Origin of the sequence: Pseudomonas sp. VA159-2, from assembly GCF_024126635.1 — a bacterium.
Lineage (GTDB): Bacteria > Pseudomonadota > Gammaproteobacteria > Pseudomonadales > Pseudomonadaceae > Aquipseudomonas > Aquipseudomonas muyukensis.
The window spans coordinates 1-15,153 of record NZ_JAMYBV010000012.1; the positions used below are offsets into that span (position 1 = coordinate 1).

Annotated in this window: 13 protein-coding genes; 5 read left to right on the plus strand and 8 right to left on the minus strand. The window is 67.0% G+C overall.

Features of this window, described 5'->3' with window-relative positions; genetic code table 11:
* Positions 1 to 283 precede the first annotated feature (283 nt).
* The gene (nudC, locus tag NJG22_RS13725) at positions 284 to 1,114 is read right to left on the minus strand and encodes an NAD(+) diphosphatase (protein ID WP_253095201.1); all 831 of its coding nucleotides are present in this window, start codon (positions 1,112 to 1,114) and stop codon (positions 284 to 286) included.
* Between the two features lie 176 nt (positions 1,115 to 1,290).
* Positions 1,291 to 2,103 (minus strand): crotonase/enoyl-CoA hydratase family protein, encoded by an 813-nt coding sequence (locus NJG22_RS13730; protein WP_253095203.1) that lies wholly within the window; start codon positions 2,101 to 2,103, stop codon positions 1,291 to 1,293.
* A gap of 151 nt (positions 2,104 to 2,254) precedes the next feature.
* On the opposite strand from NJG22_RS13730, the gene nhaB reads away from it, so the two are divergent.
* Positions 2,255 to 3,757 (plus strand): sodium/proton antiporter NhaB, encoded by a 1,503-nt coding sequence (gene nhaB / locus NJG22_RS13735; protein WP_253095205.1) that lies wholly within the window; start codon positions 2,255 to 2,257, stop codon positions 3,755 to 3,757.
* Positions 3,758 to 3,896: 139 nt separating this feature from the next.
* Here the strand turns inward: nhaB and NJG22_RS13740 are convergent, their stop codons facing one another.
* A complete protein-coding gene (locus NJG22_RS13740; protein ID WP_253095207.1) occupies positions 3,897 to 4,274 on the minus strand; it encodes a GFA family protein in 378 nt (125 codons plus the stop codon).
* A gap of 119 nt (positions 4,275 to 4,393) precedes the next feature.
* Between NJG22_RS13740 and NJG22_RS13745 the strand changes: the two genes are divergently transcribed.
* The 4 genes from NJG22_RS13745 to NJG22_RS13760 all read left to right on the plus strand — a co-directional run bounded on the left by NJG22_RS13745 (position 4,394) and on the right by NJG22_RS13760 (position 8,652).
* On the plus strand, positions 4,394 to 5,017 hold the full coding sequence (locus tag NJG22_RS13745; protein ID WP_253095209.1) for a dihydrofolate reductase family protein: 624 nt from the start codon (positions 4,394 to 4,396) through the stop codon (positions 5,015 to 5,017).
* A gap of 116 nt (positions 5,018 to 5,133) precedes the next feature.
* Positions 5,134 to 5,835, plus strand: a complete 702-nt coding sequence (locus NJG22_RS13750; RefSeq protein WP_253095211.1) for a YoaK family protein — start codon at positions 5,134 to 5,136, stop codon at positions 5,833 to 5,835.
* 193 nt (positions 5,836 to 6,028) lie between these two features.
* Positions 6,029 to 8,149 (plus strand): TonB-dependent siderophore receptor, encoded by a 2,121-nt coding sequence (locus tag NJG22_RS13755; protein WP_253095212.1) that lies wholly within the window; start codon positions 6,029 to 6,031, stop codon positions 8,147 to 8,149.
* A gap of 251 nt (positions 8,150 to 8,400) precedes the next feature.
* Positions 8,401 to 8,652 (plus strand): hypothetical protein, encoded by a 252-nt coding sequence (locus NJG22_RS13760; RefSeq protein WP_253095214.1) that lies wholly within the window; start codon positions 8,401 to 8,403, stop codon positions 8,650 to 8,652.
* 9 nt (positions 8,653 to 8,661) lie between these two features.
* Here the strand turns inward: NJG22_RS13760 and NJG22_RS13765 are convergent, their stop codons facing one another.
* The 5 genes from NJG22_RS13765 to NJG22_RS13785 are packed head-to-tail and all read right to left on the minus strand — an operon-like array spanning position 8,662 to position 15,096.
* Positions 8,662 to 9,672 carry a DUF2955 domain-containing protein gene (locus tag NJG22_RS13765; RefSeq protein WP_253095216.1) on the minus strand — a complete coding sequence of 337 codons (1,011 nt, stop codon included), beginning with the start codon at positions 9,670 to 9,672 and terminating at the stop codon, positions 8,662 to 8,664.
* Positions 9,662 to 10,741, minus strand: a complete 1,080-nt coding sequence (locus NJG22_RS13770) for an HlyD family secretion protein (protein ID WP_253095218.1) — start codon at positions 10,739 to 10,741, stop codon at positions 9,662 to 9,664. Before NJG22_RS13770 ends, NJG22_RS13765 begins: the two co-directional genes overlap by 11 nt.
* Positions 10,738 to 12,234 (minus strand): efflux transporter outer membrane subunit, encoded by a 1,497-nt coding sequence (locus NJG22_RS13775; RefSeq protein WP_253095415.1) that lies wholly within the window; start codon positions 12,232 to 12,234, stop codon positions 10,738 to 10,740. Before NJG22_RS13775 ends, NJG22_RS13770 begins: the two co-directional genes overlap by 4 nt.
* 13 nt (positions 12,235 to 12,247) lie before the next feature.
* Positions 12,248 to 13,345 (minus strand): AI-2E family transporter, encoded by a 1,098-nt coding sequence (locus tag NJG22_RS13780; RefSeq protein WP_253095220.1) that lies wholly within the window; start codon positions 13,343 to 13,345, stop codon positions 12,248 to 12,250.
* Positions 13,346 to 13,371: 26 nt separating this feature from the next.
* A complete protein-coding gene (locus NJG22_RS13785; protein ID WP_253095222.1) occupies positions 13,372 to 15,096 on the minus strand; it encodes a monovalent cation:proton antiporter-2 (CPA2) family protein in 1,725 nt (574 codons plus the stop codon).
* Positions 15,097 to 15,153: the final 57 nt, after the last annotated feature.

A 15,153-nucleotide genomic window follows, 5' to 3' on the forward strand; every position in this document is an offset into this window, starting at 1 on the left:
CGCTCGGGTCTTCCTGACTGGATTTCAGCGGATTCTACCGAAGACCTTGAAAGGGATGGCCGTAAGGGCGGAAAGGTGACTAAGCGTCGATATAGCAAATGAATGCACTTACATCTGTGAATACCCACGCCTACCGACTTTAGCTTTGACTTTGACTTTGACTTTGACTTTGACTTCCAGAACGTGGGTTTTGAAAGTTATATGCGCATTCATTGACTACGCGTCTACATCGCAAATGAATGCGCCCCCCATCAAAACCACCAACACAACAACCAAACCAGCATCAGGCAGGCAAAACAGGCTCCACCAACCCCAACCGCCGCGCCACATACAGATCGATCAGATACCGCGCAATCGACCGCCCCGCCGGCAACGGCGGCAAGTCGTGAACACTGAACCACTGCGCATCCTCGATCTCATCCGCCTGCATGACAATCTCCCCCCCCGCATACTCGGCATGAAACCCAAGCATCATCGAATGCGGAAACGGCCAGCACTGGCTGCCCACGTACTGAATGTTCTTCACCTCGACCGCCACCTCTTCACGCACCTCGCGCACCAGGCACTCCTCCGCCGATTCACCCGGTTCGGCAAAGCCGGCCAGGGTGCTGTAGACCCCACTGACAAAGCGTGGCGAACGCGCCAGCAGCACCTCGTCGCCGCGGGTGATGAGCACGATCATGCTCGGCGAAATACGCGGGTAGCTGCGCAAGTCGCAGGCCTGGCAATACATCGCACGCTCCCAGCGAATCTGCGTCATCGCCTGGCCGCAGCTGCCGCAAAAGCGATGCTCGCGGGCCCAGGTGCCAATCTGCGCGGCATAACCCAGCACCCTGTAGGTGTCGAAGTCACCTTCGAGCATGAACCGACGCAGCCCCTGCCAGGCACAACCCGGGACTTCAGTGGCGCCGCGCAGTTCGAGCAGGAACACCGGCTGGCCGTCGAAGTGACCGATGCCGTGCTCGCACAGCACATCGAGATCCTGGCGCTTGAGCCACTCGCGGGGGAACAGCGCGCCGTTGCCGTCCATCAAAAACCCTTCCGGGCTACGGGCGACGGCGAGCCCCCCGGTGATCTGCGGGTCGAGTACTGCGGTTGTCCAGCGTGCTGACATGGTTCGGGTTCCTAGGCTCTGTATGAACAGTCTTGAGACGAAGGTCAGGCAAGGCGAAAACAGCCGAGCAAGCGCAGTGTACTGGAGTACATGAGCATTGCGAGGCGGTTTTCAACGCAGCATGAACGAGTATCAAGGCTTTTCGTACAGAGCCTAAAAGGCGCCCGCCAACCCGGTCAGTCGGCGAACGTCGGTTGCTGTTTGCTCATGTGGGCGGCCACGGCCACCCGCAGGTCTTCGGACTGCAGCATGGCGGCGTTCCAGGTGGCGATGTATTCCAGGCCATCGTCGATGCGATGGTCGCGCATGTAGCTGAGCATCTCCTTGGTGCCGGCCACGGCAATCGGCGATTTTGCGGCAATCTCGCGGGCGATGGCAAAGACCCCGTCCAGCAGCGCCGCCTGGTCATCATAGACGCGGTTGACCAGGCCAATGCGCAACGCCTCCTGGGCATCGACCATGCGTCCGGTGAACGCCAGCTCGCGCAGGATGCCGTCGCCGATGATACGCGGCAAACGTTGCAAGGTGCCGACATCAGCAGCCATGCCCATGTCGATTTCCTTGATCGAGAACTGCGCGTCGCTGGCGCAATAGCGCATGTCGCACGCCGAAATCAGGTCGATGGCGCCGCCGATGCAGTAGCCCTGGATCGCCGCCAGCACCGGCTTGCGGCAGTTGTCCACGGCGTTGAACGAGCTTTGCAGGCGCAAGATGGTACGGCGCAGCACCCGGGCGTTACGGCCGGTGTCCTTGCCCAGTTGCTGAGCCAGGGAGGCCAGCATCATCAGGTCGATGCCAGAGGAGAAATGCTTGCCGGCGCCGCTGATCACCACCGCGCGCACCGCATCGGTATCGTCGATCCACTGGAAAATCTCGACGATTTCCTCCCAGAACGCAGCATTCATGGCGTTGATCTTTTCCGGGCGGTTGATCTGTACGTGGGCGATGTTGTCGGTCAGTTCAACCTTGAACGCGGTGTATTCGGTCACGGACGGCACTCCATTGGGGAAAGGATTCACAAGTCAGAATCTTAGCGCACCCGCAAGGCCGCGCATGTGCCAAAAGCGGGACTGGATCCCTTGCACCCCGCGCCCTGATGGGGCACCTTGCGCCACTGCTGAATCAAAAGGATACAAATTCATGTCCCGTTCCCTGACCGGCGCCCTCGCCCACAGCTTTTTGGGCCAGTCGCCGCGTTGGTACAAGGCCGTCATCTGCCTGTTCCTGCTCCTCAACCCGTTGCTGCTGGCGACCCTTGGCCCGGTCGTCACCGGCTGGGTGCTGGTGATCGAGTTCATTTTCACCCTCGGCATGGCGCTCAAGTGCTACCCGTTGATGCCCGGTGGCCTGCTGCTGCTGGAGGCGCTGGCGCTGCGCATGACCACGCCCGAGGCCCTGTATGAAGAGCTGCAGCACAACTTCCCGGTGATCCTGCTGCTGATGTTCATGGTCGCCGGCATCCACTTCATGAAGGAACTGCTGCTGTATCTGTTCTCGCGGATCCTCCTCGGCGTGCGCAGCAAGGCCATGCTGGCCCTGCTGTTCTGCGTGCTGTCGGCGTTTTTGTCGGCGTTCCTCGACGCCCTGACCGTGACCGCGGTGATCATCAGCGCGGCGGTGGGCTTCTACGCCGTGTACCACCGCGTCGCCTCCGGCAGCAACCCACGCGAAGACAGCGCGCTGGACAGCGACCAGCACATCCCTCAATTGCACCGTGAAGACCTCGAGCAGTTCCGTGCCTTCCTGCGCAGCCTGCTGATGCACGGTGCGGTGGGCACGGCGCTGGGTGGCGTGTGCACCCTGGTGGGCGAGCCGCAAAACCTGCTGATCGGCCATGAAATGGGTTGGCACTTCGCCGAGTTCTTCCACCAGGTCGCCCCGGTGTCGATGCCGGTACTGGCCGCGGGCCTGGTCACCTGCGTACTGCTGGAAAAGCTGCGCCTGTTCGGCTACGGCACGCTGATGCCCGAGCCGGTGCGCCAGGTGCTGGCCGCCTACGCCGCCGAGGACGATGCCGCGCGCACCCAGGCCCAGCGCGTGGCCCTGGTGGTGCAGGGCTTGGCCGCACTGATCCTGATCGTCTGCCTGGGCCTGCACATCGCCGAGGTCGGGCTGATCGGCCTGTTGGTGATCGTGCTGATCACCGCCTTCACCGGCATCACCGACGAGCACCGCCTGGGCCGAGCGTTCCAGGACGCCATGCCGTTCACCGCGCTGCTGGTGGTGTTCTTCGCCGTGGTCGCGGTGATCCACCAGCAGCAACTGTTCAGCCCGCTGATCGCCTGGGTGCTGGCGCTGCCCAGCGAGCAGCAGCCGGGCATGCTGTACCTGGCCAACGGCCTGCTGTCGGCGATCAGCGACAATGTGTTCGTCGCCACCATCTACATCACCGAGGTCAAGCAGGCGTTCGTCAACGGCGCGATGAGCCGCGAGCACTTCGAGACCCTGGCGGTGGCGATCAACACCGGCACCAATTTGCCCAGCGTGGCCACGCCCAATGGCCAGGCGGCGTTCCTGTTCCTGCTGACCTCGGCGATCGCACCGCTGATTCGCCTGTCGTATGGGCGGATGGTGTGGATGGCCTTGCCCTATACCCTGGTCATGGGTGGCCTGGGTTGGTGGGCGGTGACTTACTGGCTGTAACGCCCGCCCTGGGCCAGCCAACACCGGCAGGGCCAGCCATTGGCCCTGGCGCGGTCGCCGTAGGAGCCGGCCTTGCCGGCGAACACCGGCAGGGCCGGTGCCATCCACCGGGTCGCCTGGTTCGCCAGCGAGCTGGCGCCTAAGGAGCCGGCCGGTCGCGCTCGAACCGCGCCATGCCGGCGAACGCCGGCAACCAGGCCTCCCGCCGTATCACCCACAGCTCGTAGGTCGGCCTGAAGCGGTCAGGCTCATCCAGCGCGCCAAGGTGCACCTCCACTTCATCGCCGCTGCGGGCGAACACCGACGACCCGCACCGCGGGCAAAAATGCCTGCCCGCATAAGTCGTCGCCTCGCCGGTGACCTGCACGGCACCCTCGGCGAACATCGCCGAAGCGCCGAACAACGCGCCATGGTGCTTGCGGCAATCCAGGCAATGGCACAGCCCGACCCGCCGTGGCTCGCCGCACGCCTCGATGCTTAGCTGCCCACACAGGCAGCGCCCTGTCACCTTGTCCATCGTCCACCTCCGCGGTCAGTCCCGTGCAACGGTTGAGCCCAGGCTATCGTTCAAGGTTCCTGTCGATTCCAGCCCGCACCGTTCGACTACCCAGCACATCCACCCGCGGAGCACTCCCCATGCGCAAGCTCATCGTTGCCGCCTTCATCACCCTGGACGGCGTCATGCAGGCCCCCGGCGGCCCGCAGGAAGACACCAGCGGCGGTTTCAGGCACGGCGGCTGGCTGCCGCCCTACGCCGACGAGGTCTTCGGCCAGGCCATGCAAGCCCTGTTCAGCCAACCCTTCGAACTGCTGCTGGGGCGGCGCACCTACGACATCTTCGCCGGCTACTGGCCGCAGGTCAGGAGCGACTCGGAAAACCGGCCCATGGCCGACCTGCTCAATGGCGTGGCCAAGCACGTTGCCACCCACCACCCCGGCTCGGTAGGCTGGCACAACAGCCATGCCCTTGGTACCGATGTACCCAAGGCGGTGCAAGCGCTCAAGCAGCAAGACGGCCCACCCCTGCTGACCCAGGGCAGCGGCGAACTGGTGCGCCAGCTATTGGCCGCCGGGCTGGTGGACGAACTGTACCTGCTGGTACACCCGCTGCTGCTCGGCCGCGGCAAGCGCCTGTTCGGCGATGACGCCCAGGCCGCGGCGTTCACCCTGGTGGAGTCGGTCGCCTCGCCCAGCGGCGTGCTGATTACCCGCTACCAGCGCGGTGGCGCGGTGCGTACCGGCACGTTCGCGGAGGCTTGACCAGCCGTGAAGCTCGCCGTTCGGGCTCGAACTGCCCTGCGTGGTCATGCGCAAGGTCATGCGCCAGGCCTGACTGCGGGTATAACATCGAGATCCCGATCACGGAGACCTTGCTCATGTTGCCCACCGCCCCTTCCCTGCACAGCGCCCGCCGGGCCAGGCTGCAAATCTTGCGTGGGCGGGTCGGCCTGGGGCTGGTGGCGGGCTTGTCGGTGCTGGCAGGAATGACCGATGCCATTGGCCTGCTGGCGCTGGGCGACTTCGTTTCGTTCATGAGCGGTAACACCACCCGCCTGGCGGTGGCGATCAGCCAGGCGGACCTGGCGCTGATGGCGCGCCTGGCCCTGGCGATCCTGAGTTTCGTGCTGGGCAACGCCCTCGGCGTGCTGCTGGCCCGGCGCTTTGGGCGGCGTGCCTCGCCCCTGTTGCTGGTGGTCGCGGCCCTGCTGGCCGGTGCCGCGGCCTGGCCGTCGAGCCTGTCGCTGCCGGCGCTGGTGGCGGCGATCCTGGCCATGGGCATGCTCAATGCCGTGGTCGAGCAAGTGAACGGCCTGCCCATCGGGCTGACCTACGTCACCGGTGCGCTGTCGCGCTTTGGCCGTGGCCTGGGGCGTTGGCTGCTGGGCGAGCGGCGCCATGGCTGGCGGGTGCAGTTGGTGCCCTGGAGCGGCATGTTGCTCGGGGCGGCGCTGGGTGCCTGGCTGGAGCTGCGGCTAGGCTTGCTGGCGCTGGCAGCCAGCAGCGGCCTGGCGTGTGTGTTGGCGTTGGTGACACTGTTCGTGCCGCGGGCGTGGCAGTTGGGGTATATGCCGCGTTGAAGCCGTGTTCTGCAAGGTGCGTGAGGGTGGGTGTTCGCCGAATGCACTGCAAGGCTCTCGCTGCCCGAATAACATTCATATGAATACCAACGACACAAACAAAATATTTTTATGAATATGTATCCTTTACACTTGCTTTACACTTGAGAAGAATTACCATTCGCGCCTCATAACAACAAATGAGTCGCATTCCATGGCAAAAAAGTCTGTTGCCCCAGCCTCCCTGTCGGTGCTGGGCCTGCTAGTGATCCCTGCCGTCCACGCTGAAAGCCAGGCCCCGCTGGCCCTCCCCGCGACCCCGGTAACCAGCGCCTACGAACAGCAAAGCTACAAGGCCAGCGAGAGCAGGAGCGCGCTGAAGATCGACGCGCCGCTGCGCGATATCCCGCAGACCGTCAACGTGGTGCCCGAGAGCGTGATCAAGGACCAAGGCGCCCAATCCATGGAAGACGTGCTCAAGAACGTGCCCGGTGTCGGCCTGTCCAACGGCGACGGCCAGCGCGACCAGGTGACCATCCGCGGCTTCAGCGCCATTGGCGACATGTACGTCGATGGCATCCGCGACGACGCCCTGTACTTTCGCGACCTGTCCAACGTCGAGCGGGTCGAGGTGATCAAGGGCCCGGCCGCCGTCCTCTATGGCCGGGGCTCGTCGGGCGGGCTGATCAACAGCATCAGCAAGAAACCGGGCTTCGCCCCCAAGCAGGAAGTCGGCGTGAGCTTCGACAGCGAGGGCAAGCGCCGCACCCAGTTCGACAGCGGCTGGGCCGACCCGCAGGGCAATCAGGCATATCGGGTCACCGGCGCCTTCGAAGACAGCGACACTTTCCGCGACGACGGCTACATCGACCGCAAGGCCATCGCCCCTTCGGCTTACTTCAAGCTATCCGACGACCTGGAACTGAACCTCGGCGCCACCTACCTGTACGACAAGCGCCTGATCGACTTCGGCATCCCCGCACTGGGCAACCGTCCAGTGGACGTCAGCCGCGACAAACGCTTCGGCTCGGGCAACGCCTCCCAGGACTACGCCCGCAGCGAAGTGTTCTCGTTTACCGCCAGCCTGGACTACCGCATCAACGACGCGTTCACCCTGAGCAACACCAGCCGCTACTACCGCTACGACCTGGACCGCAACAACACCCTGGCCGACAGCAGCCCGACACGCTTCGTCACCGCGCCCGACGGTGAACTGCTGGTCAAGCTCAATCGCGGCAACGTGGCCCGCGACGAGTCCGGGGTGTTCAACCAGACCGAGCTCAAGCAGCAGGCGCAACTGGCCGGCATGCAGCACAACCTGCTGTATGGTGTGGAGGTCGGTTTCCAGGACAAATACCAGCGTGTCTACAGCCAGAACAACGTCGCGCGTGTGCCGGTGTACCGCGACGCCCTGGTGGCAGTGCCGGAACACGCCGCCAACCTGTCCTCCGAAGGCACCAACTACCAGCAGACCAGCGGCTTCTACGTGCAGGACCTGATCGAGCTGAGCTCGCAGTGGAAGGCGCTGCTGGGCGTGCGCTACGACATCTTCGGCCAGGAGTACAACGACGCCCGGGTGCAGAACGTCGACCTCGATCGCACCGACAAGACCTGGAGCCCACGCGCCGGCCTGGTCTACCAGCCTGACCAGGTGCAGTCCTACTACGTGTCGGTCAGCCGCAGCTACCAGCCTTCAGGCGAGGTGTTCGCGGTATCGCCGACCAATGCCGGCCTGGAACCCGAGGAGACCACCAACTACGAGGTGGGCGCCAAATGGGACCTGCTCGACAGTCGCCTGTCGCTGACCGCTGCGGTGTTCCGCCTCGAACGCACCAACATGAAGACCGCCGACCCGAGCAATCCCAACCTCACCATCCTGGCCGGTGAACAACGCACCGACGGTTTCGAGGCCACCCTCAGCGGGCAGTTGAGCGACAAGTGGCAGATCTATGCCGGCTATGCCTTCCTCGACGCCGAGATCACCAAGTCCAACAGCAAGACCAACGGCGTGGCCAACGAGGGCCAGGTACCGACCCTGACCCCACGCAACAGCGCCAACGTCTGGCTGGTGCGCACCCTCACCCCTGAATGGCGCGTGGCCGCGGGCGCCAACTATGTGGACGAACGCTACACGGCGCTGGACAACCAGGTGGTGATGCCCGGCTACACCACGTTCGATGCCGCATTGCTGTACAGCGTGGAGCACTGGGACGCGGCGTTGCGCCTGAAGAACGCCTTCGATCGCGACTACTATGCCTCGGCCCATGGTTCGGTGGATCTGATCACCCCCGGAGCGCCACGGACGCTCGAGGCCAGCGTGAACTACCGGTTCTAAGCCACTGCGCAGCATGGCACCGGCTGCGCCGGTGTTCGTCGGCAAGGCCGGCGCCTACCGCGACCGCGCCGTCCTGCGGCCTGTAGGCGCCAGCCTAGCTGGCGAAGCAGGCAGCGCGGGACATCCCGCTGGCGCTTTCACGCCCAGCTCGATAGTCACTATCAAGCACAGCAATTTCTCAGGCTTGGCCTTGGGCAATAACCTAGGTTCATCGATTCGGCCCCTGAATCCTGAACCCCGGAAGCGTCCCGATGAATACCAGCGCCCGCCTGCTGCTTGCCGTCCTGACCGCACTCGGCATTGCCGTGCTTAGTGGCTGTGCCAACCACCCCGAACTGCGTCCCTACAGCGCCGAGGAAAGCCGCCAGCTGCAGCTTGAAGCCCTGCAGCGCCAGGGGTTGAGCCTGCAAGCGTATGAACAGCGTCGACTGGCCTTGTTGCGCGCGGAGCAGCCGCAAGAGGTGACAGACGTCGCGGCGAATGCGCGCTCGACGCGCGGCTGAGCGCCACTGTCACCCCCCCACCCCCCGCCTACGCCCATCGATCCACACCAACATCACACTGGCATACAACGACACCAGCACGAACAACCCCAGCCGCACGGCAAACGCGCGATACACATCCTGCCCCGCCAGGCTGTCCTGCACCGACTGCCCGAGCAGAATCAACAAGGTCGTCAGGCAACTGACCCAGTACGCCGGGCTGTGCCGGGTCGCCACCAGCCGTTGCAGGCGCCGCGCCTGCCACAGCGCAGCCAGCAGCACCCAGAGAAACAGCATCCACAGGTGCACGAACAGGCTCAACGCCCCCCACAGCAGCATCGCCAGGCCCCCGGCCAGCAGCGTCGAGCCCACCAGTTCGCGGGCCGCCTGGCGCGCCTCGGTGCCATCGACCTGCTGCCCCAGGCTCACCGCCTTCATGATCAGCGGCATGAAGCGATCCGGCGCCACCAGCGCCAGCAGGAAGGCCGGCATCACGATCAAGGTGGCACGCAAGGCAATCCAGCCGGCGTCCGCCACCACGCTGGGCGCCTGGGCGGGCGCGGGGGCATGCGCAGGCTCCGGGCACAGCCCGTGGGCCACGGCGGTGCACAGCACCGCCAGCAACATGCCCTTGGCCATGGCCTCGACCACCGACAACGCCAACTCGAAATCGCGGGTGCCTGCGCCAGCAACCAAGGTCAGGCCGATCACCAGCAGGTTGGCCAGCAAACCGTTGCCACCGCGCTGGGCATAGCGAAACACCCAGAACAGCCCCAACGCCACCAGCAGCACACCGGTCAGCGGCGCATGGCGCAGCAGCGGAATCAGCAGCAGGCCACTGCCGCAGCTCAACAGCACCAGCACCGCCAGCACCGGCGCCAGGCGCAACGGCAAGGCCGCCGTGCGCATGGCCAGCAACAGCACGCACAGCACCGGCGCCAGGATCGGTACCGGCAGGCCCATGCCGAAGCTCGCCGCCAGGCTCAGCGCCGCGCCCCAGGCCAAGCGCCAGGCCCGTCGCCGGCGCAGCTCAATAGGCATAAGACAACCAGCTCATCACGGCCATGAACACGCGCCCCAGCAGGTTCAGCGGATTGCCCTGCCCCGGCAGCGCCATCACCTCGGCCTGGCCACCGACCCGCAACTGCGAGGCCTCCAGCGCCTGGTCCGGGTCGAGTTCGACGATCACCGGGAAGCGCTGCGCCGAGCGCAACCACTCGCGACTGTTCTGCACCGTTGGCAGTTGCCCTGGCGGCGGCGCCTGGCCGGTGCTGACACCCTGGCCGATGCTGCGGATACGTCCGCGCCACACCGCTCCAGGCAGGCCATCGAGCACCACCAGCACCGGCGTGCCGCTGCGCAGGCGACCGAGGTTGTTTTCGGTCATGTCGGCACTGATCCACAGGTCATGGGTGGCAACCAGGGTCAGCACCGGGCTGCCGGCGCCGACGTAATGGCCGACATCCACCCGCAGGTCGGTGATGCGCCCGTCGGCATCGGCGCGCACCTGGGTCCGCGCCAGGTCCAGGCGGGCCTTCTCCAGGTTGGCCGCAGCGCTGCGCAGTTGGGCGTTGTCGTCGCTGCTGCCGCCCTCCTGCTCCTTGGCCCGCTCGACTTCGGCGCGGGCCGCGGCGACCTGGCTGCGCGCCTGCTCGTAGCTGGCCTGGGCACCTTCCAGGCGGCGCACCGACACCGTGCCTGGATCCTCCTGATACAACCGCCGCAGGCGCTCGGCATCCTGGCGGGCCTTGCGAGCGTTGGCCTCGGCCGCCGCCAGCGCGGCCTGGGCCGACTCGATGCCGGCACTGTGGGCGCCCACCTGGCGCCGCGCCGCCTCGTAGTCGGCCTCGGCCCGGGCCAGGGCGATGTGGTATTGCGCCGGGTCCAGCTCGAACAGCAGCTCACCGCGCCGCACCGGCTGGTTGTTGCCCACCGCCACCCGTCGCACCTGCCCAGCCACCTCGGCGCTCACCGCCACCACATAGGCCTGCAGGCGCGCCTGCTGGGTATAGGGGGTGAAGCGGTCGGCCAGCAGGTACCAGAGCAGGCTCACGGCAATCACCAGGAGGATCCAGCGCATGCCCCGGTCAGGGGCTTGGGCTTGAGTCATTCGCGCTCACCTTGTTCATCGAGCAGCTCGCCCCAGTCGGTGCGCCGCTGCATCTGTTCACGGGTTGGCCGGTCGATGGCCGCGGCCTGGCGCTGCCAGCCGCCGCCGAGGGCCTTGTACAAGGCCACCAGGCTGCTGACCGCGTTGCCACGGCTGACCAGGTAGCCGTCCTGTTGCTGCAACAGCAACTGCTGGGCATCGAGCACCCGCTGGAAATCGGCGAAGCCCTCGCGGTACTGCGCACTGGCCAGCGCCAGCGAACGTTGCGCGGCCTGGGACGCCCGCTCGCGAATGGCCGCGCTCTGCAAGGCACGCACCAGGCCGCTGGCGGCGTCGTCGGCCTCGCGCGCGGCGTCGCGCACCTGCTGGTGGTACAGGGTCAGCAACTGCTGCAGGCGCGCGTCCTCGACCCGCACGGCGTTCTTGCGCCGGCCATGGTCGAACGGGTTCCACAGCAGCGCGGGCCCTGCGGCGATATCGAAGCTGTCGGGCAGCCGACTGGACGACACCAGGCTCAAGCCCAGGCTGCCGAGCAGGCTCAGTTGCGGGTACAGATCGGCCTCGGCCACCCCGACCAGCGCCGACTGCGCCGCCACCGCTTGCTCGGCGGCGCGGATGTCCGGGCGCCGGCGCAGCAGCTCGGCGGGCACCTCGCGCAGCACCGCGCGATCCGGCAGCGGCAGCTGCCCATGGCCTGTGGCCAGCTCCGGCAGCGCGCCGGGCGGGCGCCCGAGCAAGGCGCACAGTGTGTTGCGCAAGGTGTTGAGCTGGTTCTCGAACTCAGGAATGGTCGCCTCGGTGGCCAGCAGCTGGGTGCGCGCCTGCTGCCAGTCGAGCTCGTCGTTCTCGCCGTGCCGGAACAGGCGCTCGGTGATCTGCAGGCTGCGCGCCTGGCGCCGGGCGTTGTCGCGGGCGATGTCCAGCCGCGCCTCGGCGGTGCGCAGGCCGAAATAGGTGTCGGCCACCTGCGCGCGCAGCAGCACCAGGGCATCGGCATGGTTGGCCCGGGAAGCGAAATAGGCGGCGTCGGCCGCCTCGATGGCGCGGCTGAAGCGGCCCCAGAAGTCGATCTCCCAGGCAACCTCGAAGCCCAGGCTCGACTGCCAGAACACCGCATCGCGGGCACTCGGGCTAGCGGACTGGTCCTGCTTGAGATACAGGCTCTGGGCGCGCAACTGCTGCAACTGCGGGTAGCGCCCGGTCTGCACGATGGCCAGTTGCGCGCGAGCCTCGACGATGCGCAAGCCGGCGACCTGCAGGTCGCCGTTATGGGCATCGGCCTCGGCAATCAGCGCATCGAGGGTCGGGTCGGCGAACAGCGCCCACCACTGGCGCAGGTCGACAGCGCCGCTGGCGGTGGCCTGGGCCAGCAGCGGGGTATGCCAGCCGGCCAGCCACGGGTCCTGCGGCGGGGTGAAATCCGGGCCGACCTGGGTGCAACCGGCAAGCATCGCCAACAGGCTCAGCGCCCCGCGGCGCAACGATCCGCCCATGGCCGCGGCGGGCTCACGCCGCCGGCCCATCGGGGCGCTCGGGCACCTGCTGGTCGACCCACTGCCAGAACAGGTTGTAGGTCACCGCCAGGATCACCGGGCCGAGGAACAAGCCGATGACGCCCTTGGCCACCATGCCGCCGAGGGCGCCGATCAGCACCACCGGCATCGGCACATCCACCCCGCGCCCCAGCAACAGCGGCTTGAGCACGTTGTCGGCCAGGCCGGCGACGAAGGTATACACGGCAAACAGGATGGTCATGGCAGTGAAGCCCTCGGTGCTGAACACATAGGCGATCACCGGCAGGGTGACCAGGGTCGCCGGCGCCTGGGCGATGCCCAGCATGAGGACGACGATGGCCAGCATGCCCGCCCCCGGCACGCCCTTGAGCACGAAACCGACGCCGATCAGCAGCATCTGGATGAAAGCGATGCCGATCACCCCCTGGGCCACGGCGCGGATGGTCGCGGTGCACAGCTGGGCGATCGGCTTGCCGCGCGCCTCGCCCGACACGCGCGTGGCGATGCGCTGCGCCGCCCGCTGGCCCTGCTCGCCGAAGGCCATGATCACCCCGGACACCAGGACCGCGCCGATGAACAGCAAGAAGGCGCCGCCGGCGCTGGCGGCGGCGCCCAGCACCACGCGCCCGGCGCCCTTGAGGTCGGGCAGGTAGTGGTTGAGTACCCCGCTCAGGCTCTGCGACGCGGCCAGCCACAAGGCATGCAGCTTCGTCCCGAGCAGCGGCCAGCCGGCCACCGCGTCCGGCGGTGGCGGCACGCTCCAAGCGCCGCTCTTGAGCAACCCGACCAGGCTTTCCAGCGACTCGCCGATCGACGCCACCACCAGGTAGATCGGCACCAGCAGCACCACCAGCACCAGAACCACCAGCAGCGTCGCCGCATGCCCCTGGCGCAGGCGCGTCGTGCGCAGCAGGCGGCGCTGCAAGGGGTACAGGGTGACCGCCAGGATCACCGCCCAGAGCATCAGCTCGAGGAACGGCTGGAACACCTGGTAGGCGAAGATCACCAGCGCGGCCACCAGCCCCGCCTTGATCAATACATCGAGCAGCCCCCGCGACAGGACGCTGTCCAGCTTGAAACCCGACTGCATGCTCCACCTCCGCGATTGTGCACACCCTACTGGCGGTCCCCCGCCGACGGCCCATCCTCATCCGGCAAGCGCCCCTGGCGGTGCTGCGCCAGCAGCCCGGCGCGCTCCTGCTGCTGGTAACCCTGCAGCCAGGCCGCCGCCTGCGCCTCGCTGCGCCCCAGCACGATCAAGGCCCGCCGCGCCATTTCCAGGCTGGAGTGGAAGGTCTCGCGCACCGGGCTCACCCCTAGATCGAGCAGGCGCAGCACATCGCGGTGGTCGCGGGCGGCGGCGATCACCGGCAGTTGCGGGTACAGCTGCGCCAGCACATCGACAGTCTTCTGGTTGGCCTGGGCGTCGTCGCCGGCGACGATCACCAGCGCGGCCTCGCCGACCTTGGCCGCACGCAGCACCTCCGAGCGTGACGGATCGCCGTAGTACAGATCGGCGGCGCCACGTTCCAAGGTCCGTGGCGAGGCGTCCAGGGCCACCAGGCGGATGCCCTCGGCCCGCAGCATGCGCGCGATGGCCCGCCCCAGGCGGCCCATGCCAGCGATGACCACCTGCGCCGCTTCCTCCACCTCGGGGATCTGCCCGGGCGCGGCCGGTGGCGCAGGGCGCAGTTGCCGGGCCAGGGCCATCATCACCAGCGGCACCACCGCCATCGACAGGGTGATGGCCAGCACCAGCAGGTCGTGCAGTTGCTGGGCCAGCACCTGATGCTGCAACGCCAGCTTGAACACCACGAAGGCGAACTCGCCGCCAGAGGCCAGCACCACCGCCAGGCACAGCGCCTGGGCGCGGTCCAGGCCTGCAGCCAGGCGGCCCAGGCCGAACAGCAACGGCAGCTTGATGCCCACCAACAGCAGGGTCAGCCCCAGCACCTGCAGCGGCATGCCCAGCAACAGGCGCAAGTCGACGGCCATGCCCACGCCGACGAAGAACAGCCCCAGCAACAGACCCTTGAGCGGCTCGATCTGCGACTCCAGCTCGTGGCGGAACTCCGACTCGGCCATCAGCACCCCGGCGAGGAACGCGCCCAGGGCCATCGACACACCGACATGCTCCATCACCCAGGCCGTACCCAACACCACCAGCAACGCCGTGGCCGTGGACAGCTCAGGCAGGCCGCAGCCGACGGTCCAGCGGAACACCGGGCGCAGCAGGTAGCGGCCAGCGACGATCACCACGGCAAGCCCCAGCACCACCGCCAGCACCGGCCAGGCGCCGTCGTCCGCCGTGCTGACACTGCCGCCGAGCAACGGCACCACGGCGATCAAGGGGATCGCGGCGATGTCCTGGAACAGCAGGATGGCCACCGCCAGGCGGCCATGGGCCTTGCCCAGTTCCTTGCGCTCGGCCAGCACCTGCAAGCCGAAGGCGGTGGACGACAACGCCAGGCCCAGGCCGAGCACGCAGGCGCTGGCCGGTGCCTGGTCGAACAGCAGCCAGGCCAGCACGCCCAGTACCAGGGCGGTCAGGCCGACCTGCAGCGAACCGATGCCGAACAGCGCCCGGCGCAAGGTCCACAGCCTGCGCGGCGACAGTTCCAGGCCGATGACGAACAGCAGCATCACCACGCCCATCTCCGACAGCCGCGCGACGTTGTCGGGGTTGTCGATCAGGCCCAGCAGCGCGGGACCGATCAGGATGCCGGCGAACAGGTAGCCCGGCACCGCGCCCAGCTTCAGGCGCTGGGCCAGCGGCACCAGGACCACCACCGCCAGCAAAAATACCACCGTGGCCTGCAACAGGCTGCCGTCATGGGGCATAGCGTCTCCACGTCATCTGGCATTGCCGGGCGCGCGTTGCGCCCGTTTTCGCGGCCC

Excerpts from the sequence above, each read along its gene's own strand:
- nudC (WP_253095201.1), bottom strand. The coding sequence starts at position 1,114 with ATGTCAGCACGCTGGACAACCGCAGTACTCGACCCGCAGATCACCGGG.
- nhaB (WP_253095205.1), top strand. The coding sequence starts at position 2,255 with ATGTCCCGTTCCCTGACCGGCGCCCTCGCCCACAGCTTTTTGGGCCAG.
- NJG22_RS13740 (WP_253095207.1), bottom strand. The coding sequence starts at position 4,274 with ATGGACAAGGTGACAGGGCGCTGCCTGTGTGGGCAGCTAAGCATCGAG.
- NJG22_RS13745 (WP_253095209.1), top strand. The coding sequence starts at position 4,394 with ATGCGCAAGCTCATCGTTGCCGCCTTCATCACCCTGGACGGCGTCATG.
- NJG22_RS13750 (WP_253095211.1), top strand. The coding sequence starts at position 5,134 with ATGTTGCCCACCGCCCCTTCCCTGCACAGCGCCCGCCGGGCCAGGCTG.
- NJG22_RS13755 (WP_253095212.1), top strand. The coding sequence starts at position 6,029 with ATGGCAAAAAAGTCTGTTGCCCCAGCCTCCCTGTCGGTGCTGGGCCTG.
- NJG22_RS13760 (WP_253095214.1), top strand. The coding sequence starts at position 8,401 with ATGAATACCAGCGCCCGCCTGCTGCTTGCCGTCCTGACCGCACTCGGC.
- NJG22_RS13765 (WP_253095216.1), bottom strand. The coding sequence starts at position 9,672 with ATGCCTATTGAGCTGCGCCGGCGACGGGCCTGGCGCTTGGCCTGGGGC.
- NJG22_RS13770 (WP_253095218.1), bottom strand. The coding sequence starts at position 10,741 with ATGACTCAAGCCCAAGCCCCTGACCGGGGCATGCGCTGGATCCTCCTG.
- NJG22_RS13775 (WP_253095415.1), bottom strand. The coding sequence starts at position 12,234 with ATGGGCGGATCGTTGCGCCGCGGGGCGCTGAGCCTGTTGGCGATGCTT.
- NJG22_RS13780 (WP_253095220.1), bottom strand. The coding sequence starts at position 13,345 with ATGCAGTCGGGTTTCAAGCTGGACAGCGTCCTGTCGCGGGGGCTGCTC.
- NJG22_RS13785 (WP_253095222.1), bottom strand. The coding sequence starts at position 15,096 with ATGCCCCATGACGGCAGCCTGTTGCAGGCCACGGTGGTATTTTTGCTG.